This window comes from Pedobacter sp. UC225_65, assembly GCF_042698365.1.
GTDB lineage: Bacteria > Bacteroidota > Bacteroidia > Sphingobacteriales > Sphingobacteriaceae > Pedobacter.
This window is the reverse complement of the sequence record NZ_CP170550.1, coordinates 2,414,636-2,439,845: the sequence shown is the minus strand read 5'-3', so window position 1 is coordinate 2,439,845 and position 25,210 is coordinate 2,414,636. Positions and strand designations below refer to the sequence as shown.

Here is a 25,210-nt window from a genome sequence, read left to right as displayed (position 1 = left end):
TTAATTTTGATTATTGCAAATAAAATCTAAAAATATTTTCAATAATTTACAATTGGCTAATTTCTTTAGTTTTGAAGTGTTGTTCATAGTACTTGCAAAAATGGGTAAGCTCGCAAATGCTACATTTTGGATTTCTGGCTACGCAGATATACCTCCCATGTAAGATCAACCAATGATGAGCCATGGCAATGGTATGTTCAGGCAAGTGTTTAACTAGGTCTTTTTCTACAGCTAATGGCGTTTTCCCTCTGGTTAATCCAATCCTGTTGGCTACCCTAAAAACATGGGTGTCTACCGCCATTGCTGGAGCATCGTAGATCACTGAAGCAATTACATTGGCTGTCTTGCGACCAACACCTGGCATTTTTTGCAATTGGTCGATATCTGAGGGCACCTGGTCGTTAAATTCATGTAACAACATATTGGCCATACCTACCAGATGTTTCGCTTTGTTGTTAGGGTAGCTTACACTTCTGATGTAATCGAAGACAATATCCGGTGTAGTTTCGGCCAATGCCTTTGCATTTGGAAAACGCTGAAAAAGTGCAGGTGTAACCTGATTTATCCTTTTATCCGTGCATTGTGCAGATAAGATCACGGCCACCAATAACTGAAAAGGATTGTTGTAATGTAATTCGGTTTCTGCATTGGGCTGCTTCGCTGCAAAATGATTAACGAATTGTTGATAGCGTTCTTTTTTTAGCATGAACAAATATAAGGTTTTTCAATTGTTGGCTAAAGGTCGATTGCGTAGGAGTTGGTCAGTTAATTGTTGATTCTTTCAAAAGCTCATCACATTCGGCAAAAGCATTGTAAAGGTATTTATTGCGGTGTTTTTCGCCCTGTCCACTAAAAGAAACTGATTTCTTGACCAGACTTTGCATCCATTGCCTGGTTTGTAGGCAGTAAGATTGGTCTTCTGTTTTTAAATAGTTGAAGGTATTGAACCTGTTGTAGCAAAGCATGGTTTCCTTAAGTTCTACGAGGTAAGAGATGCTGCCCAAAACATCGCAGTTGTACCAATTAAAAGTATGGTTTGGGTCGATGGTCTTTTTACTGCTGATGGCGTACATATTCATGTCGGTCAAACAATAACGGACCTGTTCTACTACTTGCTTGGCCAATACTTCGGTAATGTAGCCCGCTTCAAAAGCGTAGCGTATTTGCTCAATCGTGCCATGTACAGTGTCTTTCGCCCAGATTTCAGTGCTTGGGATTTCTAAGTAGATCTGGTTAAGTTCTTTTGCCAACGCAATCAGCTCTTGGTCAAAAGTACTAGGATCGAACTTAAATTCAGCATTCATTACACTGTCCGACCAAAAGAAGAGTTTAAAACAGGTAAGTTCCGGGTATTTGAAAAAATGGAATAGTGGAATGTCATCTGTAGTAATGGTGATGTGTTTTTGCTTGGCCTGTTGGATCTGCTTTAGGTTTTTTAACAGGTCTTGCAGGTAAAGCAGCATGTTGGGTATTTTTTGGTCTACACTCAGGTAATCGAAGGTTACAGTAGGCAGTTGACTGGGTTTATATAAAAAGGGGATGCCAAAATGGTCGGATAGTTTAATGATCTGCTCAAGACTTAAAGCACTATTTCCCCTTATTTTTTTATAAGCCTCGTTGATGCTGATTGCCAAAACTTCGGCAACACTTTGTGCCAGATTTTGATAATCGGGCATGGCCGATTTGATATCGTTAAAGAAAGTAACTTGAAGGTTTTGCATCTAATAATATTCTTAAAGGTGAATATAGTGATTTTTTATCTTATAAAAGATTAAATTGCTTGTTTATGTATCTTTTTAAGATTGTTAATTGATTATGATAAGTGTGAATACGCCTATAAAGATATTAATGTTGTTTTATGTATTCTTTAAAGATAATTCAGGTATTTGACGTGGACTATATTTGGGTCATCAATTATAGAAAACATGAAAATTAACACACTGATTTTAATAGGTTGCTTTGTTTTGATCCAAGGGGTCGCCAATGCACAAAACGATACCACCAAGACAATGTTGGTTACCAAACAGGATGGACCATCTGTTCAAGATAGTCTCCACTTCGTTGAAAAAAAGATTTCCTTGTTCAATAACCTCTATATGGGAGGGGAATATGGCGTATCGCCGGGTTACCGGAATTTTATACAGGGAGGTGCATGGCTGCAACTTGACCATGATTATTTTAAGATCATGTCGGCGGTGGCTGCCGATCCTGCCACTGCAGAACAAAAACAATTGCATAAAAACCATAGTAAAGATTGTAACTGTATCGAAACCAGACAACTTTCTGATGTGAGTTTGATCTATGGCAAAAGCTACCGTTTTTTTAAGATATGTCAGATTCAATTTGGCGCAGGTTTGGCCTTTGTTTCCAAAACGGATAAAGACGAGGCGTTCAACGCACAAAAGCATGAGTTTGAACCAGAAAGATATAAAAAACGTGGAACCGTAGGCATCCCTGCAGAAGCCAGGTTTGCGATCCAATTTAAACGTTATTTTTCAATTAGTTGTACTGCGCATGTAAATGCCAACCCCATTAAAAGTTTTAGGGGTATATCTGCAGGCGTAGCTTTAGGTCTATTTTAGTGGCTGTGTCAAAAATTCGAGCTTTGCCAAAGCTTTTGTTTTGGCGGTAGAGTTGTTCTTGATCAACCAAAAAGAAAATAGCGCACCAACCAAAGCCATCATTGCACCTACAACTGCTGGCGAAGTATAGTCAAAACCATAAACCAGGGGCAGGCCTCCGAAATAGGCGCCGAGGGCATTGCCAATGTTAAAACTTGCCTGACTTGCCGCAGCGGCGATCATTTCTGAGCCTTTTGCGGTAGTGATCATCAGCATTTGGATCGGCGCAGCCAAGGCAAAAGAAACGGCTCCGGTAACAAAGGTCATGATCAAAGCCATAATGGGGTTGAACGAAACATAATGCACAATAACCAAAGTAACCACCATTACAATCAATAAAGCGGCAGAAGCTTTGGCCGGAGAGAAACGGTCGGCCAGGTAGCCACCGAAGAAATTGCCTGCCATCATGCCTAAGCCTGCCAACATTAAGATATAGGTTACATTATTAGCTGAAAAACCAGCCACCTCTGTCATTAAAGGGGCAATATAACTGTACCAGGTAAACAGTCCGCCAGTACCAATGGAAATCATGAAGATCATGAACCAGGCATCCTGTTTTTTAAAAAAGCTCAGTTCTTTTTTCAGGTCGCGGTTTTCGCTGGCAGGCAATGCAGGCAACCATGCTTTTAAACTCCACAAGGTTAAGATTCCTACCAGAACAACAATGGCAAAAGAAAAACGCCAAGAAAAGTGATGCCCAATAAATGTTCCAAGTGGTACGCCGATTACGTTGGCAATGGTTAAGCCTGCAAACATTAAGGAAACGGCCTGTGCCGCTTTTCCTTTGGCCGCAATGCGACTGGCTACTACAGAGCCAACACCAAAAAAGGCGCCATGTGGTAGTCCCGACAAGAGACGTGCAATAAATAAGGTATTGAAATTGGGTGCAAATGCAGAAAAAGCATTGAAAACGGTAAACAATACCATCAAGGCAATCAGTATTTTTTTAGGTGGATATTTACCAGCAATGATCACTAATAAGGGGGCTCCTATAACCACGCCCAAAGCATAGGCAGAGATCAAATGGCCAGCTTCTGGAATGGTAACAGCTAAATCTTTGGCAATATCTGGAAGAAGGCCCATCATTACAAACTCGGTAATCCCGATGCCTAGGCCGCCTAAGGTTAAAGGGAGTAGATTTTTGTTGATCATCTGCATAGTGTTTAAATTACACTATGTAAAGGTAGGAAGTTTTAAAACCGAATAACCTAGCTAGGTTAAATTATGGCAGGTTTATGATGATCAGGGCAAAAAAAAGCTGCTTAACCTTGAGGTTAAACAGCTGAATTCTGTTGTGGTGTAAATTATTTCTTTTTAGAAAAAGCTAAAATCTTTTCGATGGTTTCGTTCGATGGATTTTTAACCAGTTGGTCTAATTGTGGTTTGATGCTGTTGTAAAACATTTCATCTTCTGTTGTTTGTTCCACAGTTTCTCCAGTAGGTTGTTGTTGGCCTTGGTAATTTACAGTGTTAAATGAAGTAGAGATTTTAATCATACGCAATTACAATATTTAGTTTAGAATGAAAACGCAATTAATTTGACTTTATTTTATTTAAGTTACACATAAAAATGTGTTAACCAAATTAAATTCTTTAAACTAAATGGTTAGTAATTTATAATTTTTGAAAATTGCATTTAGAGGTGGTGTTGGCGCTTTAAATTTTTAAATTTTATTTAAAATAAAAATGCCAAATCAATAATTTTCAATAAAAATAGGCGTATGAAGTTTGTAGATCCAATCGAAAATTCTTGAATCTTAATCCAGCCTTAGTGGTAACTCCGGCTGGGAATTATGAATTTCGTTGAGAGACCTCTTTGATCTTCATCATTTTGCGCAGGTTACTTAAGGCATAACGCATACGGCCCAATGCGGTATTGATGCTCACATCGGTCAGGTCTGCAATTTCCTTAAAGCTCAAGTCTGCATAATGGCGCATGATCAACACCTCTTTTTGTTCGTCGGGCAACAATTGGATCATCAGACGTAGGTCTACATGGGTCTGTTCTCTCAACATCCTTTCTTCGGCACTTTCCTCATGGATCTGCAAAAGGTTCAATACATCGGTGCCATCGGCACTGGTAATCACTGGTGCGCGTTTCTCCTTGCGGAAATAATCGATCACCAAGTTATGCGCAATACGCATTACCCAAGGTAAAAACTTACCTTCTTCGTTGTATCGGCCGCTACGTAAGGTCTTGATTACCTTGATAAAAGCATCTTGAAAGATATCTTCGGCAAGATATTGGTCTTTTACCAATAAGTAAATGGAGGTATAGATTTTTGATTTGTGTCTTCTCAGTAATTCTTCTAAAACAGATTCGTCTCCGTTCAGGTATAACTTCACCAAATCCTGATCACTATGCTGTTGTATGTTCATAGGAGTGCGTATATTAAAATCTCTTTTTTTATTAAATAATAAATAAGTAGCTGTTTTAATCTATAGCTGTTCTCCTATTTTTAAGATGTTGGTTTCTAAACTTGTGTGAGTTCTAAATCCAAATGACGGATTTTTTTTTGATAATCCAATAAAAAATATGTTAAAAAATGTAAAATTTTATAAAACCCATCTTATTTTTGAGCTGGTTGAAACCAAAATTGTAATTTTGGGGTATATTAGCCATATTCTAGCAAGCGGTACATGAGCAAGGAAATAGAGAAAGATCCACATCAAAATATCATCATAAAAGGGGCAAGGGTACACAATCTTAAAAACATTGATGTAGCTATTCCCAAAAATAAACTGGTAGTGATTACCGGAATGTCTGGCTCAGGAAAATCTTCTTTGGCTTTTGATACCTTATATGCAGAAGGACAGCGCCGTTACGTCGAAAGTCTATCGGCCTATGCCCGTCAGTTTATGGGCAGGATGAATAAACCTGATGTAGATTATATCAAAGGGATTGCTCCGGCCATTGCAATTGAGCAAAAAGTAATCACTTCCAATCCACGCTCTACAGTGGGTACTTCGACAGAGATCTACGATTACCTCAAATTATTGTTCTCTAGGATTGGGTTGACCTATTCCCCAGTTTCTGGTGCGGTGGTTAAAAAAGACACGGTAACCACCGTGGTAGATTTTATCATGGGTTTGGGTACGGATAGCGTAGTTACGATATTCTGTCCATTGCACCCGCATAACAATAGAAGCATTAAGGAAGAACTGGCGGTACTTTTACAAAAGGGTTTTTTGCGCGTATACTTTAATAATGTCATTACAAAAATTGAAGACATTTTAGAGGATCAATCAATTAAAGATATAGAGCTGGCAGATACCACCACAATCAGGATATTGATAGACCGTATTGTGGTGAATGATGAGGAAGAGACTTTAAGCCGCATTGCAGATTCGGTACAAACGGCATTTTTTGAAGGCAAAGGCGATTGTTTTGTAGAGCATGAGGGTAAACAGACCTTCTTCTGCGATCGTTTTGAATTGGATGGACTGAAATTCGAAGAACCTACACCAAACTTTTTCAGTTTTAATAATCCTTATGGCGCCTGTAAACGTTGCGAAGGTTATGGCAATGTGATTGGTATTGACGAAGATCTGGTTATTCCTGATAAGAGCAAAAGTATATACGATAATGCCATTGCACCTTGGCGTGGCGAAAAGATGGGCGATTGGTTAAAGAAGTTCATCAAAAATGCCGATAAATTCGATTTTCCGATTCACCGTTCTTATAGTGAACTGACAGAAGTACAACAGCGTTTGATCTGGACAGGTAACCAGTATTTTGCCGGACTTGACGAGTTCTTTAAAGAATTGGAAGAGCAGACCTACAAGATCCAATACCGTGTAATGCTTTCGCGCTATCGTGGTAAAACAGTTTGTCCAGATTGTAAGGGTACGCGCTTGCGCAAAGATGCTTCCTTTGTAAAGATCAATGGCAAGTCGATCTTGGATATGGTGTTGATGCCATTGTCTACCATCCTTCCATTTTTTGAACAACTGGAACTGTCTGAAACAGAAACCAAAATTGCCAAACGTTTATTGGCCGAGATCACCAATAGGGTTTTATATTTAAACAATGTGGGCTTAGGTTATCTGACCCTAAACCGTTTGTCTAATACCTTGTCGGGTGGGGAGAGCCAAAGGATCAATCTGGCTACATCTTTGGGCAGTAGCTTGGTGGGTTCGGTTTATGTATTAGATGAGCCAAGTATTGGATTGCATCCGCGTGATACCCATAAATTGATTGAGGTATTACAATCATTGAGAAATGTAGGCAATACGGTTCTGGTGGTAGAACATGAGGAAGAGATGATGAAGGCTGCTGACCATATCATTGATATTGGTCCGGAAGCTGGTACACATGGTGGAAACTTGGTGTTCAGTGGTACTTACGAAGAGATGATCAAAGATAAAAACTCTTTAACAGGTCGTTATTTGGCAGGGAAGGAAGAAATTGCCGTTCCTACAAAAAGAAGAGAGTGGAGAGACCACATTTTGATCAAAGGCGCCAGGGAGAATAACCTTAAAAACATAGATGTGAAATTCCCTTTGGGAGTTTTTACTTGTGTGAGTGGCGTTTCAGGCTCTGGTAAAACGAGCTTGGTCAAAAAGATATTATATCCGGCATTGCAAAAAGCCATCGGTAATTATGCAGGCGAACAAACGGGTAGTTATGATGGTATTTTTGGGAATATAGATCTGGTAAGCCAGGTTGAAATGGTAGATCAAAATCCGATCGGCCGTTCTTCGCGCTCCAATCCGGTAACCTATGTAAAAGCTTGGGACGATGTAAGGGCCTTGTTTTCGGCTTTGCCAGCTGCAAAAGCAAGTGGATTAAAACCTGCAGCATTCTCTTTCAACGTAGAGGGTGGGCGTTGCGATGTTTGCCAAGGTGAGGGAGAGGTGAAGATAGAGATGCAGTTTATGGCAGATATTTACCTGCCTTGCGAAACTTGTGGTGGAAGAAGATTTAAACAACAGGTTTTAGATATTACCTATCAGGATAAGAACGTAGCTGATATTTTAGACCTGACGATAGAGGAAGCGGTTGAGTTTTTTGCAAAAGAACCGAAAGTCTTACAGAAACTGAATCCTCTGTTGGATGTAGGTTTAGGTTATGTACATCTGGGACAATCGTCAAATACATTATCTGGAGGTGAGGCACAGCGGATCAAGTTGGCATCTTTTTTAATTAAAGGCAATAACGCCCAAAAAACGATGTTCATTTTCGATGAGCCAACAACGGGTCTGCACTTTCATGACATCAAAAAATTATTAAAAGCATTAAATACATTAATTGAACAAGGAAACACCATTTTGGTGATCGAACACAATATGGACATGATCAAATGTGCCGATTGGGTAATCGATATTGGACCAGAGGGTGGAGATAAAGGCGGGCATGTAGTTTTTGAAGGCAAACCAGAAGATTTGCTCAAAGCTAAGGAATCTTATACAGGTCAATTTTTAAAAGCACATTTGAAATAGTAACTTAGCGTCGTATGCTCTTCCTAACCTTAATCATAGGCATCCTATTAAATGCCATGGGATATATTCCCCCGGGGAATATCAACCTTACCGTGGCACAACTGACCATTAACAAAGGGATGCGTCAGGCATTGTACTTTATTTTGTCTTTCTCTTGTGTAGAAGTCTTTTTTACATTTGGGATGATGCGCTTTGCCCGTTGGGTATCGAGCGATGTAAACCTTGATGCCAATATCAGTGAAGTAAGATTAGGTACCTATGTGGATGCCTTTATCGATCTTGTTGTTCATTGTAATGGGTACCATTACTTGGATCAATCGTAAAAAAGTACCTAAAACCAAGGCCGAAGACAATAGAAGTAGAAAAGGAAGTGTTTTTTATGGGATGTTATTGGGTGTTTTAAATCCGGTACAAATTCCATTCTGGTTGTTTTTTGGTAACTATGTCATTCTTCACGAGTGGATTCATACAGATTACCTTTCGCTGGTGATCTTCAGTTTCGGTTCTGGGATAGGTTCGGCAGTTGCACTTTATGGTTATGCCCATTTTGCCAAATATATTCAAGAGAAATTTGCGTTGAGTAGTCTTTTGGTCAATAAATCCATCGCCATATTTTTATGGATACTGGCTTTGTACCTGATCATCAAACAAACATTGGTGTATTTAGGCTAATTTTTAAATAGCAATCAGTCCAAACCTTAAAAACCCCTGTCTCTTTTCAGAAACAGAGGGTCAATCATTGTTAAGTACTCATTTATTGCCTATTTATTTTGACTATTGTTTTGGCAAAGGTTATTGATCATCTTAATGATGTCGGGCGAGATGTTTGCAAAGTTTGCCGACATCAGTTTTAATCCACCAGTATTATTGTCGATCAATTTTGTTTCGTAATTGGTGGTGGCCTGCGATGAAATCAAGATACATTGTACACCAGCCGAGTTGGCATTGGTAGCAAGTGTTGTTAAAAAGGTATCGTCAGCTGCAGTATTCATATCATCGTCGCCACTAGCAGGCGCATCGGTAATCAGGATTACCAGTTTGGTGATGTTTGGTCGCCAAGCCCCGGCAAACGATGAGTTGATCAGCTTGTCGATCAGTAGATCGCCAGGCTCTGCAAAACCATTGCCATTACCAAGAGACATCGCGCCATTTAACTTTGCAAGTTGGGTTGCAAACGTAGTGTTGTTGGCATACCCAAAATTCTCCATCACGGTGAGGTATTGGTTTGTTGTCGGACCAGAAGTAATCACCAATTTGTTTGCAGCAGGTAAACTGGTATATGGTAATTGACCGGCATAGGCAGGTGCTCCACCTTTTGCGTTCTCATCAAAAATAGTCAGGGCCAATCTATAATCGCCAGCAGATTTGGTAACGATGGTGTTCACAATATTGCTGATAGAACTTTTGATGTTGTCGATCGCTCCGCCCATACTTCCTGTATAGTCAATTACAAATACAACGTCCATTCCTTTGGTACAAGCAGGTGGGAGAGTATTGTCATCAAACTCACAAGTGCTTTTTTTACAAGAGTTTTGTGTAAGCAATAGCATGAGTAGGATGATCAGGTATTTTGATTTGGGGCTAATGATATTGCTATAAATACCATTTTTGATTATTGTTATCGTTTTCATGATGATGGTCTCCTTAATTATTTTTTATCGTTACAAATTACTTTCATTTCGGTTCTGCGGTTGATCGCATGCTGTGCCTCGGTACAGTTTACATTATCAGCACATTCGTTTAAGAGTTTTGTTTCACCATAACCTTTGGCTATGATTCTATCTCTTGAAATTCCTTGCGATACGATGTAATCAACAGAGGCATTGGCACGGTTTTGAGATAAGGTCATATTATACTCATGCGAGGCACGAGAATCGGTATGCGAGCTCAATTCTACCCTTACAGTTGGATTGTCTTTCATAAAGCGCACCAATCTGTTCAACTCTGGTTTTGCAGATTCTTTGATGAAATATTTATCAAGGTCGAACAAGATGTTATTCAATCTGATGGCCTTGTCACAATCGATCAGTTCGGCACACATTTCCAATTTGATGAATAGGTTTTTAGAACGGTCATAATTAGACGTTGTGATTTCTTCGTATTGTGAAAAGTAATTGTCTTTTTTGCCGTATAAGGTGTATTGGCCAATTTCATTGAGTTGAAATACAAAACTTCCCTGTGCATCGGTAATCGAAGTTTTCTTAAAAGCTTTTTCTGTGTTTTCTAAGATTACACTGGTTAAAGAAAGTGGGTTGGCAGTATTGCAGGCAAATATTTTTCCTCTGATGATGAAGTTTCTATTGCTATAGAGTATTTCTTTGTGTACCACACCTTGGTTTTTAAATTCAGCTTTGGCAACTCCGGCTGGGTCTAAAGGCGTGTCGTACAATTTGCCGTAAGCCACATAATCTTCTGGGCTCACATTTTCAAAAACAACCACACCTGCCGCATTGGTAATGCCGCTGTAGCTAACCGCACCCACATTGTTTTTGATCTGTACCTCAGTTTCTGGCAATAGCTCATGGGTATATTTATCTTTTGCGGTAATCTTTAAGGTATAGTTTACTTTGGCTGGTTGTGCTTTCGATTTAGGATCCTTACCACAACACCTGCAAAAACACCAACAGATGCAATATCACAGTTGCATGGTTTTACCCTGTCTACCCTTAAGCCATTGTAGGTGTTGCTAGTGCCGCTAGTTCTAAATGGTTGGTAACTTGCCGATACATTTAAAGCAGGGTCAACCATTTCGGGCGCATTAAAATGTTGTAGGTAATAGGCACCCACATTTACGCCCAGGTAATCGTTAAAAAAGTAATTGGCTTTTAATTGTGCTTTTGCCGAGAGCAGGTTTTTTACATCATATCCCGCATGGAAATTAAGCAATTGGTTAAGTGGTGTTACCGTCTCGCGTAATTCTGTTCTCCCACCTTTAATGTAGGCCAATCCAACCCTGGTATTCAGTTCTGCAGCAAATTTTCCAGTTTTGTTTTCATACCTGAAATCTGGACCGATACCTGCAAAAGTTCTGGTGATGGAATTTTCTACAATAGAAAAACTATTGAGTGGTGCAGATAACGAATTGAATAGATTGTCGGTAGGGTAGACGCTTTTTGGTTTGTTTTTGATGTAATCGAGGTCTATTCCTAATCCAAACCATTTCCAATAATGGTCTACAGATAATCCTAAGTCCATGCCTCCTTTGTAATCGATGTAAGGCTGGTTGTTACGGTATTTTGGGAGGTCGTAACCAACCCTTGGCGAAAAGTGCCAGTTTGCACTAGCAGGCTCTTTTACAGCCTGTGCTTTGGCAAATTGAATTGATAATCCTATCAGCAGGAACATCATTAGTTTAAGTGTTTTCATAATGCAATGTTTTAATGGTGAGTATTCCTTTTTTTAGATATATCAATCACCATTAAAAATTGTTACCCCCTTTGTCGATTTTAATTACAATGGGGCATTATAAAACATTGTGGTAGGAAAATGCGAAGGTATGGCCGCGGAAACGTAAAGACGGTATTAGGGAAATACAGTTGTTGGTATTTTATCATGCTGAGCCTAGTGAAGAATTGCAATTCAAAACCTCCCCGATCTCAGCATGACAATTTTAGATTTATTTCAACAAATCGGGTATCCGTTTATTGTTACCTACGATCCATACAATATCCTCGTTTTCGAATACCAGATTAGAATCAGGGTTCAGGATCCGTTGGCCATTGCGTTCTATACCTACAACCAATCCTTGGGTTTTTTCTCTGATGCCAGAGCTTCGGATACTTTGCCCAAATACTGGAGATTTGCTGTTGATGATCACTTTTTGCAATGACATGTCCTGTTTAGGGAAGTTACTTTCACTTTCCTCTATAAAACCTTCAAAAAGTGGCTTTACTGCGGCCAGTTGATCATCTGTACCAATTACCAAAACTTTATCATTAGGGTAAAGTCTTTCCTCTCTATTTGGCGTGGGGATCATGATCTTACCTCTTTCGATCAAAGCAATGTTGATCCCGTACTTTTCCCTAACTGCCAGATCTACTAAAGTTTGTCCCACTAAAGTTGATTCTGGTGCAACCGTTAATTCCAGCAAATGGCTATCCCATGGCAAGATTTCGGGTTGTCTGTTGGCTTCTTCACGGGCATTGAGGTTATGTAAAAAGCGGTTTTCCATACGCTCGTAAAAACTCTGTAGCTTTCTGGAGAATACGATCATTCCAACAATGATCAAGCCCAAGGCAATAGAAACGGCGACCCAAGTATTGTAGAATTGTACAATTAAGAAACCTACAAAGAAAATAGCCAAAGCAATACGCAAAAGCTCTAAGGCCACTAAAGGGCCACGGGTATATTTTTTATTCAACCAAAGGTGAGAATAAGCTTTTCTTTCTATCCTTCTGATGGCCAAGGCCCATAAAAAAGGAATCATAAAAATCAGGGCAATGATCAAGCTGACCACAATTCCGTTGTTCCCATTTAACAGATGTTCACTTACAAAAGGCTGTAGATATCTTGACGAAAGCAGAACGATACCTACCAATATTACCCCATGGATGATGGTGTTGAAGGCGTAAGCACGCAATAAGATCTTCCAATCGCTAAAGGTGGTAATACCTTGCGTACTGGAACTGTATCTGCTAATGGCATCTAACCATTTTTGAGGCAATACCCTGGCCAAGAAATTATAAAATGGTTCTGATACCTTAATCAAATAGGGTGTAGTAAAAGTGGTAATGGCCGAAGCTGCCACGGCAATAGGATATAGAAAGTCGCTGGTTACTTTTAAGGTTAGACCTAAGGTGGCAATGATAAAAGAAAACTCCCCAATCTGGGCCAAGCTCATACCTGTTTGTACCGATGTTTTAAGCGGTTGTCCAGACAAGAGCGCACCTAGCGTAGAACTCAGCAATTTGCCTAAAACAGTAGCTAATGTTACCACTACTATTGGTAGAGCATACTCTAATAAAATGCTTGGATCGATCAACATCCCTACTGAAACAAAGAAGATCGCCGCAAATAGGTCTTTTACTGATTTGGTTAAATGCTCTATCTTTTCGGCCTGTGTGGTCTCTGCTAAAATAGAACCCATGATAAATGCACCCAAAGCAGGAGAAAACCCAACCTTAACCGCTAACAATACCATTACTAAACATAGGGCCAAAGAAACGATCAGCATGGTTTCATCGTTCATCAGCTTTTTGGTGGCCTTTAAAAAAGTAGGAATCAAAAAGATACCACCTAAAAACCAAAGCACCAAGAAGAAAGCCAGTTTAAGGATAAGATCAACATTTCGCTACCCGCAAACTGCTGACTAACAGCCAACGTAGATAATAAAACGAGTAGTAAGATGGCTACAAGGTCTTCAACGATCAGTACGCCAAATACCAACCCAGCAAATTTCTTGTGTTTTACACCAAGCTCTTCAAATGCTCTAATGATGATGGTAGTAGACGATACAGATAAGATTCCTCCTAAAAAAATGCTGTCCATGGTGCTCCATCCCAACATTTTTCCAACGGCGAAACCGATCAATAACATAAATACTACTTCAACTATGGCGGTAATAGAAGCAGAGCCCCCAACCTTGACCAGTTTTTTAAAACTGAATTCGAGCCCTAGGCTAAAGAGTAAAAAGATAACGCCAATTTCGGCCCAAATGGTAATGCTTTTATGGTCGGTAACGGTAGGCATAAAATCGATGTAGGGGCCTACCAAAACCCCGGCTAAAATATAGCCAAGTACTAAAGGTTGTTTAATTTTTTTAAATAGGAGTGTAGTTACTCCCGCTGCGGCAAGTATAAGACCTAAATCGGCGATCAATACTGGTAAGTGGATCATAAAGAATATTTTTTTGTTAAATAATGGTTATTGCGGATATGCAAAAACGATTACCAAAAAGTATGCTTCGGAAACAGGCAGTTGAAAATAAACTGATAGCTATAATTACTTGTGCTTTTAAAAAAATAGACCATCAAAACGCTTGTAAACAGATAGGTTACCACACGTTGCATCAAACCAACCACATGGGCTAGGTTTTGGTTGTTTACCGTTTGATAGATCCGTTCAAGTTGGTCTGAAAAAGGTTCTTTACTTAAAGAATGATTGACTTTTTTGGCAAGAGTATTTACCTTGTCTAAAATTGGTGCAGGTTTCTTGATGGATTTTTGTGGAACTGAAATAGTAGGGTTCTCTAGGGCAGATGCGCTAGGGAAATACAAACAGACCAACAATAAAAAAGCAATAAAAAACCTCATTGCTTTAAAAATAATAAAAATAATTGGTTTTTACACCATTTAAGGCACTATTTCAATTCTTCATTGCTTTTAAAGAAAGCTAAAGTGTCAAGCTTGTCTTGGTGTAATTGCTGCGTTAAGGTCTCTAAACCAGTAAATTTTACATCGTGACGCAAGAATTTCAAGAAATTCATTTTGATGTGCTGACCATAGATCTCCCGGTTGAAATCAAAAATATTTACTTCTATATTACGCGTCATCCCATTGATGGTTGGTCGCTGCCCAATGTAGGCCATGCCTCTATATAGGTTAAGTCTGGAGTCTTTAGTCCTTAGTCTTGAGCTAGATTCTACTCCCGACTCCTGACTCTCGACTTCGGACTTTTCTTCCATCATCTCAATCGTTACCGCATAAATCCCGTCACTTGGAATGAGTTTATAGGTTTCTTCTACAAAGATGTTGGCAGTGGGAAATCCGATGGTACGTCCAATTTTATCGCCTTTAATTACCGGCCCATTGATGGCAAAATGATAGCCCAAATAGGTAGCAGCCAAAGCAACATCACCATCTAACAGCGCTTTGCGAATTTTGGTAGAACTTACAGCTACATCATTAATGTCCTGTTCAGGTATCTCTTCAATGCTATAGTTGTATATTTTCGAAAAAGCTTCCAATTCTGTCATGCCACCTTTTCTATCCTTACCAAAGCGATGGTCGTAGCCAACAATGATCTGTTTGGTGCCAATGGTATCAACCAATATATTTTGGATGTATTCGGCAGGGCTGAGGTTAGAAAAATCTCTGGTAAAAGGCGTAATGATCAAATGGTCAACCCCTAAGTCAGCTAAGATTTCTGCTTTCTCCTTGATGGTGTTGATCAGTTTCAGGTCTTGGTTTTCAGGATCGATCATGATCCGCGGGTGCGGGAAAAAGGTAAGGATTACACTTTCGCCTCCTGAAGACTTGGCCAACTCGCAAAGGCGTTTGACAATTTTTTGGTGACCATAATGTACGCCATCAAAAGTGCCGATTGTAACAACGGCATTGTCTAGTTTTTTAAAATCAGAAAGCTGGTTATATATTTTCAAAATAATCGTATTAATGGAAAGCCTGGCGTTTTACAACCCCACCCTTGATGTCTGCAATTTGTTGTTGTACCACAAACGCATCAGGGTCGATGTGTCTAACCTCAGTTTGTAGCTTGCTCATTTCGAGCTTGGTTACCACTGTATAAATAATGTCTATGTCTTTTTTCTCTAAATAACCACCTTCACCCTTGTAAATGGTAACTCCTCTTTTCATATCAGAAATGATGAAATGTTTAATCTCTTCATTCTTATCCGAAATAATGGTTACACCTGTATAAGCTTCCAATCCGTTAACAATAAAATCGATGGTATTAGAAGCCGATAGGTAAGTTAAAATGGCATACAAAGCGGTGTCTATATTGATGAAATAAGCCGCAAAGGCGAAGATAATGATGTTTAAGATCAGGATGATGTTACCAACAGTGAGCTGGCTTCTTCTACTAATGTACAAAGCCAATACCTCAGTACCATCAATTACGCAACCACCACGCATAGCCAGACCAATACCACCACCCAAAAAGAAACCACCAAAAAAAGCGATCAACAATTTCTCGTGTGTGATGGGTACAAATGGAATAAAAACCAGTGCCAAAGAGAGGGCGATAATGGCAATAGATGTTTTAATGGCAAAACCTTTACCAATCTGCTTGTAACCTAAAATTACAAAAGGGATATTGATCAAAACGATCAGGTAAGACAAGTTCCATTTGGTTAAAGTACTTACCAATAGCGAAATACCGGTTACGCCTCCATCTATAAAATGGTTGGGGTCAAAAAACTTTTCAGTCCAAAACAGGCCGAAATTACTCCGCATACAATCAATGCGACTTCCTTTAGCCGCTGCAGATTTTGTTTTTGTACCTTGTTTTGCATAAAACCTTTATCCGTTAGTTTCCTCTTTCTTACTGCGAAGATACTGAACCAGATCAGCTACTTCAAATGCATTGGCCAGTAAAAAATTACCGCTTCTGGTTCGTGTGAGTTTGGAGAGATAAGCCCCATTGTTCAGTTGTTTGCCAAAGTCAGAAACCAGCGAACGGATATAAGTGCCTTTGCTACAAACGATTCTGAAATCTATTTCTGGCAGGGCAATCCTAGTGATCTCAAACTCACTTACCGTTACAAAACGTTGACGCAGTTCTACCTCTTCACCTAAACGGGCCTTTACATACAATCTTTCTCCATTCACTTTTACGGCAGAGTGTGCCGGTGGGTATTGTGCAATGTCTCCCTTAAAAGGAGTTGTTGCCGCATAGATGGCTTCTTCGGTAATGCCTTCGATTGGAAATTCGTTGTCAATGGCAGTTTCCATATCAAAAGAAGGGGTAGTAGCCCCTAAAATCATGGTGCCGGTATATTCTTTCTCTTCTGCCTGAAAAGTATCGATCTGTTTGGTCAGTTTACCTGTGCAAATGATCAATAGGCCAGTGGCCAGAGGACTTAAAGTGCCAGCATGACCAACCTTTAGTTTTAATGGTTTTAGCGAATTCCTGATTTTGCCAACCACATCAAAAGAAGTCCATTTGTAGGGCTTGTTGATCAGTAGCAGTTCGCCTTGGGCAAAATTAAAATCAGGGAATTGTGGGTTTTCGTTATCCAAAAGCTTAAATTAAATTTATGCAAAGGTACGGCTTTAAATGATAGACAGTTCGTGTCCAGATAAAATCAATGCAATAATGATCACACCCACTACAATTCTGTACCAGCCAAAAATCTTAAAGCCATTTTTGTTCAGGTAACCGATAAAACTTTTGATGGCCAATAAGGCAATGATAAATGCCACTATGTTTCCAAAAGCCAATACTTGCATTTGATCAGTAGTAATGGTATGTCCTTCTTTGTAAAAATCCAACAGTTTTTTGCCAGTAGCGGCAAACATGGTCGGAACCGCCAAAAAGAAAGAAAACTCTGCGGCAACCTTTCTGCTCAGTTTTTGGCTCATTCCGCCAACAATACTGGCGCCAGAACGGGAAACCCCAGGATCATGGCCAAACATTGGAAGAAACCAATTTTTAGCGCCGTTAGGTAATTTACTTCTTCTTCTTCATTAATGGTAGGTTGGTTAAACCAATTGTCTACAAATAATAAAATCACACCCCCGACTACTAAAGAAATACCCACGGTAAGCGGACTTTCTAACATCTGGTCAATCTTATCGCTTAACAAAAAGCCAAAAACCGCTGCGGGAATAAAGGCAATAAAAAGTTTGATATAAAAGTTGATGCTTTTGAAAAATCTTTTGAAATAAAGGACCACTACAGATAGAATAGCGCCCAATTGAATGCAGATGGTAAACAGTTTTACAAAAGGATCGGAAGCAATGCCCATGATCGAAGAGCCAATCATCATGTGCCCCGTAGACGAAACAGGTAAAAACTCAGTTAATCCTTCGATAATTGCAAGGATCAAGGCTTGTAAAAAACTCATGTAGGTCTATTTCTTGAGTACGGCGTAGATGCCAAAACCAAAACCGAACAATACCACCATTGGAGCGATCAAAGTTCTTCTTACATCATAGATGTCGCCGGTTGTACCGATCATCAAGATAAAGCCAATGATAACAATTGCAATGCTGATCAATAACAATTGATAGTTCTTTTTGGTAAAAACCAGTTCTGTTTTTTGTTCCTGTTTTACAGGAGCTGCTTGTTTGTGTGCCATTATCTATAAAGGTCGTAAATTTTTAAACGTAAATATCTGCTTACTGCAAACATGGTGCTCATCGAGGTAATGAATATGCCAACAGCAACCATGCCGATCAGTACAAAACCAAATTCGGTATAGTTTCTAAGGATCAAGATCTCTGGAATTTCTTTCTGTGCATAATACAAAAGGCCCAATAAAATGATGATCGCAATAAATGAGGCAATTAATCCGTGCAGGGCAGCCACTAAAATAAATGGCTTTCTGATAAAGTTCTTTGTTGCACCAACCAATTGCATGCTTTTGATCAAAAAGCGTTGCGAGAAGATGGCCAGGCGAATGGTATTGTTGATCAATGCCACAGCGATCACCAATAAGATAATTGCAAAGCCCAATACGATCAAACCAATGGTATTGATGTTTTTGTTCACCATGTCAATCAATGAACTTTGGTAAACTACTTCCTTTACGATCGGGTTTTTTTCGATATTCTTTTTCAAGGCATCAATGTTCTGGTTGTTGGCATAATCTGCTTTCATGTATACATCAATGGTAGAAAGGAGTGGATTGTAACCTAAAAAGTTCACAAAATCCTCACCAAGGTCTTTGGTCAGGTTGTGCTGCGCAACTTCTTTGTTTACATATTGTGTCTGCTTAATGGCAGCGTTACTGTTGAGTTCTTTCTGAAAGGCCAAGATATCGGTTTCTTTAGCGCCTTCATCTACAATAATGTTCAAAACAATATTTTCTTTAACATAATTGGATAGATTTTTAGCGTGGACCAAAATCAGTCCCAACATGCCCAACATCAGCAATACCAAGGCAATGCTAAAGATGGTAGAAATATAAATGGTTTTGGTTTTCTTAGATGCCTCGCTTACTTCGAATTCTTCCATGTATTTATGTTTTTGTTTTGCGAAAATAAAGAAAGATAAGTAAAATGTATATTTAAAATTGGCTTTTGTTTGCAGAAGCTCAAATAAAAACCATACTAATTTAACAATAGCCGGTCATTATATTGCTTTTTGAGGTTGATATTTAACGATATTTAACATTCTGGACTGGTTCATCATAGTTCAATTCATTTGCACTCATTGATTGACAGCATTGGGAGATACTTCATATAGGTTTTCTAAAAGCTGTAACCACCTAAGATACCTTAGGTTTCTAAGATGGTAAGCCTTACCTGCTAAAAAACACATAGGAACATCGTTCACATAGGTTTATGGTGTTTTAAGTATGACTCATCAAAACCTGCTCTTATTCCTGTCCTTTAAACGTGATAATAAAAGTAGCTCCTTCGTTAACCTTACTTACCACTTCTATTTTACCACCCAAATTGGTGATGTGGTTATAGATCAAATAAAGCCCAATCCCTTTGCTATCTGTTTCTTGATGAAACCTTTGGTTAAGCCCAAATACCTTGTGCTTAAACTGTTCTACATCAAGGCCCAAGCCGTTGTCAGAAAAAATCAATTGACAAGCGTTGTCTTCTCTTCTGGTAGAAATTACAATGGCCGGTAATTGGTCTGGTTTCGAATATTTGATAGAATTGGTAATGAGATTTAAAAAGATACTTTCCAGGTAAGACTTATTGAATGGAATACTTTCAACCTCCGAAAAATCAGCAACAAACGTAACTTTCGAACTATCGATCAAAGCACCAATGCTTTGTTGTACCGATTTTAGCGTGTCCTCAAAACGGAGCTCTTCAATAGGTAGGTTCAACCTGTCGTTTTTGATCAGGATATCAACATAGTTGTTTAAGGTTTCCTTTAGGCTCTTGGTGGCCGATTTTAGTTTATCGATAAAGCCATTGGTTTGTTTGTCCTGTATCTTGCTTACATCCAGCAAACTGAAAATAGAAAGCAGATTGTTTACCGGTGACCTTAGGTCGTGGGCTGTAATATAGGTAAACTGCTTTAGGTCTTTGTTTACCTTGGTCAGGTTGGTCAACAACAAGTTACGTTGTTCTTCCAACATCTTTTTATGGGTAATGTTCTTGGCAATGGCATAGACCAGCTTTTCGCGGTCAAGCGGAATAGACGTCCATGATAACCAAACAATCTCTCCAGTTTTGGTAAGGTAACGGTTCTCGAAATTCAACAGTGGATTGTTCTTGGTCAGGTTTGCCCTTCTTTTGGCTGTAATTTCTTTATCGTCCTGATAGATGAAATCGCGGATTGGTCTGGCAAAAAGCTCTTCTTCAGTATAACCCAATACCTTACAAACTGCCGGATTGATCTTTCTGAAATAGCCATCGTAACCAGCAATGATCAACAAATCTGGAGAAAGCTCAAAAAAAGGTTCAAGTTTATAGTTTTGGTTGATATGGTTTTCCTTCATTAACGCTCTATATAGAATAGAATCTTTAAAATGTTATTAAGGGGATAACCGTTTAAATATGCTATTGTTTTAATTCTGAACGAATATAGCGGTTTTTTGGGCAGTAGAATAAGAAAATATGAAAACATAGCCTGATTTTAACAGATTGGCCAAGGTATCTGGCGCAAATAAGATTCTGCAACTAAAGGCATCATTAAACTTTAAACAGAAGCTTAATTTCCTTATTTTCGCAAACTATTTAAGAAAGAGCAGATCAATGGATTATCAATTTAAAGAGATAGAGCAGAAGTGGCAAAAGTATTGGGCAGAAAACCAGACTTTCAAGGCCGATACCAATTCTAACAAACCTAAATATTATGTGTTGGACATGTTCCCATACCCTTCTGGTGCTGGTTTGCATGTGGGGCATCCACTAGGTTACATTGCATCAGATATTTTTTCTAGATATAAAAGACTAAAGGGCTTTAATGTGTTACACCCAATGGGCTACGATTCTTTTGGCTTGCCAGCAGAACAGTATGCCATCCAAACGGGCCAACATCCGGCTATTACCACCGAAGCCAACATTGCAACCTATCGACGTCAGTTAGACCAGATCGGGTTCTCTTTCGATTGGAGCAGGGAAGTGCGCACCAGTGAACCATCTTACTACAAATGGACACAATGGATCTTTATGCAGTTGTTCAACTCTTGGTATAACCTCGAAACAGACAGAGCAGAAGACATCACCACTTTGATTGAAAAATTCAATGCAGCAGGCAGCGAAGGCATCAAAGCTGTGTGTGACGAAGATGTACGTAGCTTTTTACCTAGCGATTGGGCTACCTTTAGCCCAGAAGAGAAACAGACCGAACTTTTAAAATACCGTTTAACCTATCTCAAAGAAAGTACTGTAAACTGGTGCCCAGCTTTGGGAACTGTTTTGGCCAACGACGAAGTGAAAGACGGTTTCTCTGAGCGTGGTGGTTATCCAGTAGAGCAAAAGAAAATGATGCAGTGGAGCATGCGGATTTCTGCTTATGCAGAACGTTTGCTACAAGGCCTAAACACCATAGATTGGCCCGAGCCTGTAAAAGAGATGCAGCGCAACTGGATTGGTAAAAGTGTGGGTGCAAGTGTAAGATTTAAGATAGACCTTACATCTCCCATTTCCCATCTTACATCAGGTCACATCGAGGTATTCACAACGCGTATCGATACCATTTTTGGGGTGTCGTTTATTGTATTGGCACCAGAGCACGAGTTGGTGAAGGCATTGACTACCGAAGCACAACAACAAGAAATAGACAACTACATTGCGCAAACTAAAAAGAAATCTGAATTAGATCGCATGGCCGATACCAAGACAGTTTCTGGGGCATTTACAGGGAGTTACGTAATCAACCCAGTTAATGGCGAAAAGGTACAGATCTGGATTGCAGATTATGTGTTGGCAGGTTACGGAACTGGAGCGGTAATGGGTGTGCCAAGTGGCGATCAACGTGATTGGTTGTTTGCTACACATTTCAACTTACCGATCATCCAGATCTTAGATGCACAAAAAAACCTCGAAGTAGAAGCAGACCCTACCAAAGAAGGGAAATACATCAACTCCGATTTCATCAATAACCTAGGCTATAAAGAAGCCGTATCTTACCTTAACCATTGGATCGAAAGAGAAGGTGTAGGTAAGGCCAAAACCAATTACCGTATGCGCGATGCTATTTTCGGTCGCCAACGTTATTGGGGCGAACCTATTCCTGTGTACTTTAAAGACGGCTTGCCTTATTTGATCAAGGAAGAAGAACTGCCTTTGATGTTGCCAGAAATTGATAAATACCTGCCAACCGAAAGCGGTGAGCCACCTTTGGGTAGGGCTACCGATTGGAGTTACGAAAAACAATACGAATACGAATTGTCTACCATGCCAGGTTGGGCAGGCAGTAGCTGGTACTGGTACCGTTACATGGATGCACAGAACGGATGCGAGTTTGCATCGAAAGATGCCATCGACTATTGGAAAGCAGTGGATTTATATATCGGAGGTTCGGAGCATGCTACTGGACACTTGTTGTACAGCCGTTTCTGGAACAAGTTCTTAAAAGATCTAGGTTATGTAAACGAAGAAGAGCCGTTTAAAAAACTGATCAACCAGGGCATGATCCAAGGTAGAAGTAACTTTGTATACCGTGTGGTGGATGCAGAAGGTAAAGGAACCAATACTTTGGTCTCTTACGGTTTAAGAAAAGAGTATAAAACATCGGCATTACATGTTGATGTAAACATTGTAGAGAACGAAGTCTTGAACATCGAAAAATTCAAGTTGTTCAGACCAGAATTTGCCAATGCTGAGTTCATTTTAGAAAACGGAAAATACATTTGCGGGGTAGAAGTAGAAAAAATGTCGAAATCAAAATTCAATGTGGTTAACCCAGATGTTTTGATCGAGAACTACGGTGCAGATACCCTACGCATGTACGAAATGTTTTTGGGCCCATTAGAGCAGAGCAAACCTTGGAACACCAATGGCATTGAAGGTGTATTTAAATTCTTGCGCAAGTTTTGGCGTTTGTTCCATAACGAGGAGTGGGTGTTTAGCGTAAGCGATAGTATCCCTACCAAAGCAGAATTGAAAGCCTTACACAAGATGATCAAAAAAGTGCAAGACGATGTGGAGCGTTTCTCTTTCAATACCTCTGTATCAAGCTTTATGATTGCGGTAAACGAACTGACTGACCTGAAATGTAAAAACCGTCAGGTGTTAGAAGATTTAGTGGTGGTACTTTCGCCTTATGCACCACATATCTGCGAAGAGTTGTGGGCTTTGTTGGGCAATACAGATCTTTCAAATGCAAGCTACCCAACATTTAACCCAGCCTATTTAGAAGAAGACGAATTTGCTTATCCTATTTCGGTAAACGGTAAAATGAAGATGAACCTGAACCTTAGCTTGGCCTTAGACGAGGCACAGGTTAGGGAAGCCGTTTTAGGCAACGAGCAGGTTAAAGGTTACTTGGAAGGTAAAGAACCTAAAAAACTGATCTTCGTCAAAGGAAAGATCGTCAATATTGTGATCTAAGGGAACTGATCCTCTTAAAATAAAACGAAAGCCACTTCTTTAAGGAGTGGCTTTTTTGTTGTGTCCTCCCGAAAAGCACACAGACAGCACTAATGTAAAATATACCCATTGGAGGGTATTTACTGCTGTTGATAGATCGAATATCATTGTACCATAAATATATAGTTATGAGATTCAGATATTTTATCCTGCTGTGTTTAGGTTTTACAGCCTTAAGAACAAACGCACAACAACGCAGTACCGGTGCTATTTTTAATGCATCAACCATTGAGGCCACGCCACAAAAAGTAACCCTGTCTTTTAGAAGTTTTGCAGCTATGCCAAGCAGCTATAGTCTTGAGAAATATTGTCCAACGCCAGCCAACCAAGGCAACCATGGTACCTGTGTAGCCTTTGCCAATGGTTATGGTATCGCTACCATCCTCTATGCCAAAACACATAACCTTACAGATAAAGCACTCATTAATAAATATGCGTTCTCGCCAACATTTTTGTACGAGCAGATCAAAAATGCCAACGACAAAGACTGCCAGAGTGGGGCCGATCCCATTACAGCCATCATTACCATGATCAAAAGTGGAGAAGCATTGATGAGAACCGTTCCCTACCAATGTGGTGTTCCATTAACCAGTACTGCAAAAGCAGAAGCCATTAACTATAAGATCCAAGATGCGGCCATGTTGTTCGCAGCCAAAGGGATGATGAAAGAAGATGCCTATTACAAAGAACCACAAGATATCATCAATATCACCAAAAAAGCATTGACCGAAGGCACGCCCGTTTCCGGTGGTTTCAATATTCCAGAAAGTTTCTTTAGCATCAAATCGCCAATATGGACATCTGATCCAGCCGAAGTGAACAAAGATTGGAAACACAACGGACATGCCATGGCCGTAGTAGGGTATGACGATAACGTGGCTGGTGGCGCTTTTAGGATTCTGAACAGTTGGGGTAACCAATGGGCCGATGGGGGTTATGTGTGGATGAAATACAACGACTTTGCACGTTACTGTGTCATTGCCCTACAGGTTTTTGCCGATCCCAATACCTTGGCGCCTGAAGAGAACAAACCGAAACCAACGCCTGCACCTACGCCAAGTCCTAGCCCAAGTCCAACACCACAACCTGCACCTAAACCTAATGAAGCCACTTTCGCTTTAAGTGGAAGTATAGAGTTTAAACTAAACACTGGAGCAGACATGACAGTTAACAAAACATCTACCCGCAATCTAACGGTAGAAGAAGATGTAAAAGGACCAAAAGAAGACCTGGTTGCCTACACCATGAACGGGGTATACCAAAGCGGTACCAAGTTTAGGTTTTACATGAACATCGATCAAGAAGCGTATGTTTATGCCTTTGCCACAGACTTAACAGGCAAGGTCAACCTGATCCTGCCTTTTGCCGACAATATTTCTACCCACGTAGGGGCCAACAGTACCATCGCCTTTCCATCAGATAGCAAAGTGATCCAGCTCGACGAACAAAAAGGAACCGATTACCTATTGATCCTATATGCTGCACAAAAATTAGATGCACAAGCCATCGCCACCCAGATGAACAGCATGCAAGGCGCACTAAGTACAAAAATCAAAACTGTTTTGGGCAATAAACTGATAGACAAATCAAAGATTACCTATAATACTGATAAAGTTGGGTTTAGCACCAAGGGCCATTCTACCAGAAACCTGACTGTTGTTGACGACAGCAAACCCACCACTGGGAGTGTAGTGCCTTTAATGGTCGAGATCAAACACAATTAATCAATCCAAAATCTGGCTT

22 protein-coding genes and 2 pseudogenes are annotated in these 25,210 nt (G+C 39.8%); 6 read left to right on the top strand and 18 right to left on the bottom strand.

Translation table 11 applies throughout. From position 1 onward, the window contains the following. Positions 1–46: 46 nt before the first annotated feature. Together nth and ACFJIZ_RS12805 are read right to left on the bottom strand one after the other, a co-directional pair. Positions 47–706: an endonuclease III gene (nth, locus tag ACFJIZ_RS12810; RefSeq protein WP_379084541.1), complete on the bottom strand. Its 660-nt coding sequence runs from the start codon at positions 704–706 to the stop codon at positions 47–49. Positions 707–761: 55 nt separating this feature from the next. Beyond that, positions 762–1,721 (bottom strand): hypothetical protein, encoded by a 960-nt coding sequence (locus ACFJIZ_RS12805; protein WP_379084538.1) that lies wholly within the window; start codon positions 1,719–1,721, stop codon positions 762–764. A gap of 204 nt (positions 1,722–1,925) precedes the next feature. Between ACFJIZ_RS12805 and ACFJIZ_RS12800 the strand changes: the two genes are divergently transcribed. Beyond that, the gene (locus ACFJIZ_RS12800) at positions 1,926–2,582 is read left to right on the top strand and encodes a hypothetical protein (protein WP_379084535.1); all 657 of its coding nucleotides are present in this window, start codon (positions 1,926–1,928) and stop codon (positions 2,580–2,582) included. On the opposite strand, the gene ACFJIZ_RS12795 is transcribed toward ACFJIZ_RS12800, so the two are convergent. From ACFJIZ_RS12795 to ACFJIZ_RS12785, 3 genes are all read right to left on the bottom strand, one after another. Beyond that, positions 2,574–3,773 (bottom strand): MFS transporter, encoded by a 1,200-nt coding sequence (locus ACFJIZ_RS12795; protein WP_379084532.1) that lies wholly within the window; start codon positions 3,771–3,773, stop codon positions 2,574–2,576. The genes ACFJIZ_RS12800 and ACFJIZ_RS12795 overlap by 9 nt on opposite strands. A gap of 152 nt (positions 3,774–3,925) precedes the next feature. Beyond that, positions 3,926–4,117: a hypothetical protein gene (locus ACFJIZ_RS12790; RefSeq protein ID WP_379084529.1), complete on the bottom strand. Its 192-nt coding sequence runs from the start codon at positions 4,115–4,117 to the stop codon at positions 3,926–3,928. Between the two features lie 295 nt (positions 4,118–4,412). After that, complete coding sequence (locus ACFJIZ_RS12785) at positions 4,413–5,000, bottom strand: RNA polymerase sigma factor (RefSeq protein ID WP_379084526.1); 588 nt, start codon at positions 4,998–5,000, stop codon at positions 4,413–4,415. Positions 5,001–5,261: 261 nt separating this feature from the next. On the opposite strand from ACFJIZ_RS12785, the gene uvrA reads away from it, so the two are divergent. Genes uvrA through ACFJIZ_RS12770 form a run of 3 tightly spaced genes read left to right on the top strand, consistent with a single transcriptional unit; the run spans position 5,262 to position 8,735 of the window. Continuing rightward, complete coding sequence (uvrA, locus tag ACFJIZ_RS12780) at positions 5,262–8,063, top strand: excinuclease ABC subunit UvrA (RefSeq protein ID WP_379084523.1); 2,802 nt, start codon at positions 5,262–5,264, stop codon at positions 8,061–8,063. A gap of 56 nt (positions 8,064–8,119) precedes the next feature. Beyond that, positions 8,120–8,386 carry a hypothetical protein gene (locus ACFJIZ_RS12775; protein ID WP_379084520.1) on the top strand — a complete coding sequence of 89 codons (267 nt, stop codon included), beginning with the start codon at positions 8,120–8,122 and terminating at the stop codon, positions 8,384–8,386. Then, entirely contained in the window at positions 8,328–8,735 is a 408-nt protein-coding gene (locus ACFJIZ_RS12770; RefSeq protein ID WP_379084517.1) for a LysE family transporter, read from the top strand. The genes ACFJIZ_RS12775 and ACFJIZ_RS12770 overlap by 59 nt, the downstream gene beginning before the upstream one ends. Positions 8,736–8,824: 89 nt before the next feature. On the opposite strand, the gene ACFJIZ_RS12765 is transcribed toward ACFJIZ_RS12770, so the two are convergent. The 13 genes and pseudogenes from ACFJIZ_RS12765 to ACFJIZ_RS12705 form a co-directional block, all read right to left on the bottom strand. Then, positions 8,825–9,694, bottom strand: coding sequence for a vWA domain-containing protein (locus tag ACFJIZ_RS12765; RefSeq protein WP_379084514.1), 870 nt, complete (start codon positions 9,692–9,694; stop codon positions 8,825–8,827). A gap of 17 nt (positions 9,695–9,711) precedes the next feature. Further along, positions 9,712–10,578, bottom strand: coding sequence for an OmpA family protein (locus ACFJIZ_RS12760; RefSeq protein ID WP_379084511.1), 867 nt, complete (start codon positions 10,576–10,578; stop codon positions 9,712–9,714). Positions 10,579–10,625: 47 nt separating this feature from the next. Further along, positions 10,626–11,429: a hypothetical protein gene (locus ACFJIZ_RS12755; protein WP_379084508.1), complete on the bottom strand. Its 804-nt coding sequence runs from the start codon at positions 11,427–11,429 to the stop codon at positions 10,626–10,628. Positions 11,430–11,679: 250 nt separating this feature from the next. Beyond that, positions 11,680–11,895 (bottom strand): cation:proton antiporter regulatory subunit, encoded by a 216-nt coding sequence (locus ACFJIZ_RS12750; protein WP_379094024.1) that lies wholly within the window; start codon positions 11,893–11,895, stop codon positions 11,680–11,682. A gap of 105 nt (positions 11,896–12,000) precedes the next feature. Beyond that, positions 12,001–13,898: pseudogene (locus ACFJIZ_RS12745) on the bottom strand (cation:proton antiporter); the annotation flags it as partial. A gap of 50 nt (positions 13,899–13,948) precedes the next feature. After that, positions 13,949–14,314: a hypothetical protein gene (locus tag ACFJIZ_RS12740; protein WP_379084506.1), complete on the bottom strand. Its 366-nt coding sequence runs from the start codon at positions 14,312–14,314 to the stop codon at positions 13,949–13,951. Between the two features lie 47 nt (positions 14,315–14,361). After that, positions 14,362–15,381 carry a bifunctional riboflavin kinase/FAD synthetase gene (locus ACFJIZ_RS12735; RefSeq protein ID WP_379084503.1) on the bottom strand — a complete coding sequence of 340 codons (1,020 nt, stop codon included), beginning with the start codon at positions 15,379–15,381 and terminating at the stop codon, positions 14,362–14,364. A gap of 10 nt (positions 15,382–15,391) precedes the next feature. Further along, positions 15,392–16,195 carry a YitT family protein gene (locus ACFJIZ_RS12730; RefSeq protein WP_379084500.1) on the bottom strand — a complete coding sequence of 268 codons (804 nt, stop codon included), beginning with the start codon at positions 16,193–16,195 and terminating at the stop codon, positions 15,392–15,394. Between the two features lie 66 nt (positions 16,196–16,261). Continuing rightward, positions 16,262–16,981 carry a tRNA pseudouridine(55) synthase TruB gene (gene truB, locus ACFJIZ_RS12725; protein ID WP_379084497.1) on the bottom strand — a complete coding sequence of 240 codons (720 nt, stop codon included), beginning with the start codon at positions 16,979–16,981 and terminating at the stop codon, positions 16,262–16,264. Between the two features lie 33 nt (positions 16,982–17,014). After that, positions 17,015–17,808 (bottom strand): annotated as a pseudogene (locus ACFJIZ_RS12720) (undecaprenyl-diphosphate phosphatase). 6 nt (positions 17,809–17,814) lie between these two features. Then, a complete protein-coding gene (locus ACFJIZ_RS12715) occupies positions 17,815–18,042 on the bottom strand; it encodes a DUF3098 domain-containing protein (protein ID WP_379084494.1) in 228 nt (75 codons plus the stop codon). Continuing rightward, positions 18,042–18,920, bottom strand: coding sequence for a cell division protein FtsX (locus ACFJIZ_RS12710; protein WP_379084491.1), 879 nt, complete (start codon positions 18,918–18,920; stop codon positions 18,042–18,044). The genes ACFJIZ_RS12715 and ACFJIZ_RS12710 overlap by 1 nt, the downstream gene beginning before the upstream one ends. Before the next feature lie 364 nt (positions 18,921–19,284). Further along, positions 19,285–20,370, bottom strand: coding sequence for a PAS domain S-box protein (locus tag ACFJIZ_RS12705; protein ID WP_379084489.1), 1,086 nt, complete (start codon positions 20,368–20,370; stop codon positions 19,285–19,287). 256 nt (positions 20,371–20,626) lie between these two features. On the opposite strand from ACFJIZ_RS12705, the gene leuS reads away from it, so the two are divergent. Both leuS and ACFJIZ_RS12695 read left to right on the top strand, forming a co-directional pair. Further along, entirely contained in the window at positions 20,627–23,428 is a 2,802-nt protein-coding gene (leuS, locus tag ACFJIZ_RS12700; RefSeq protein ID WP_379084486.1) for a leucine--tRNA ligase, read from the top strand. Positions 23,429–23,595: 167 nt separating this feature from the next. After that, entirely contained in the window at positions 23,596–25,191 is a 1,596-nt protein-coding gene (locus tag ACFJIZ_RS12695; RefSeq protein ID WP_379084483.1) for a C1 family peptidase, read from the top strand. The last annotated feature ends 19 nt before the right edge of the window (positions 25,192–25,210 follow it).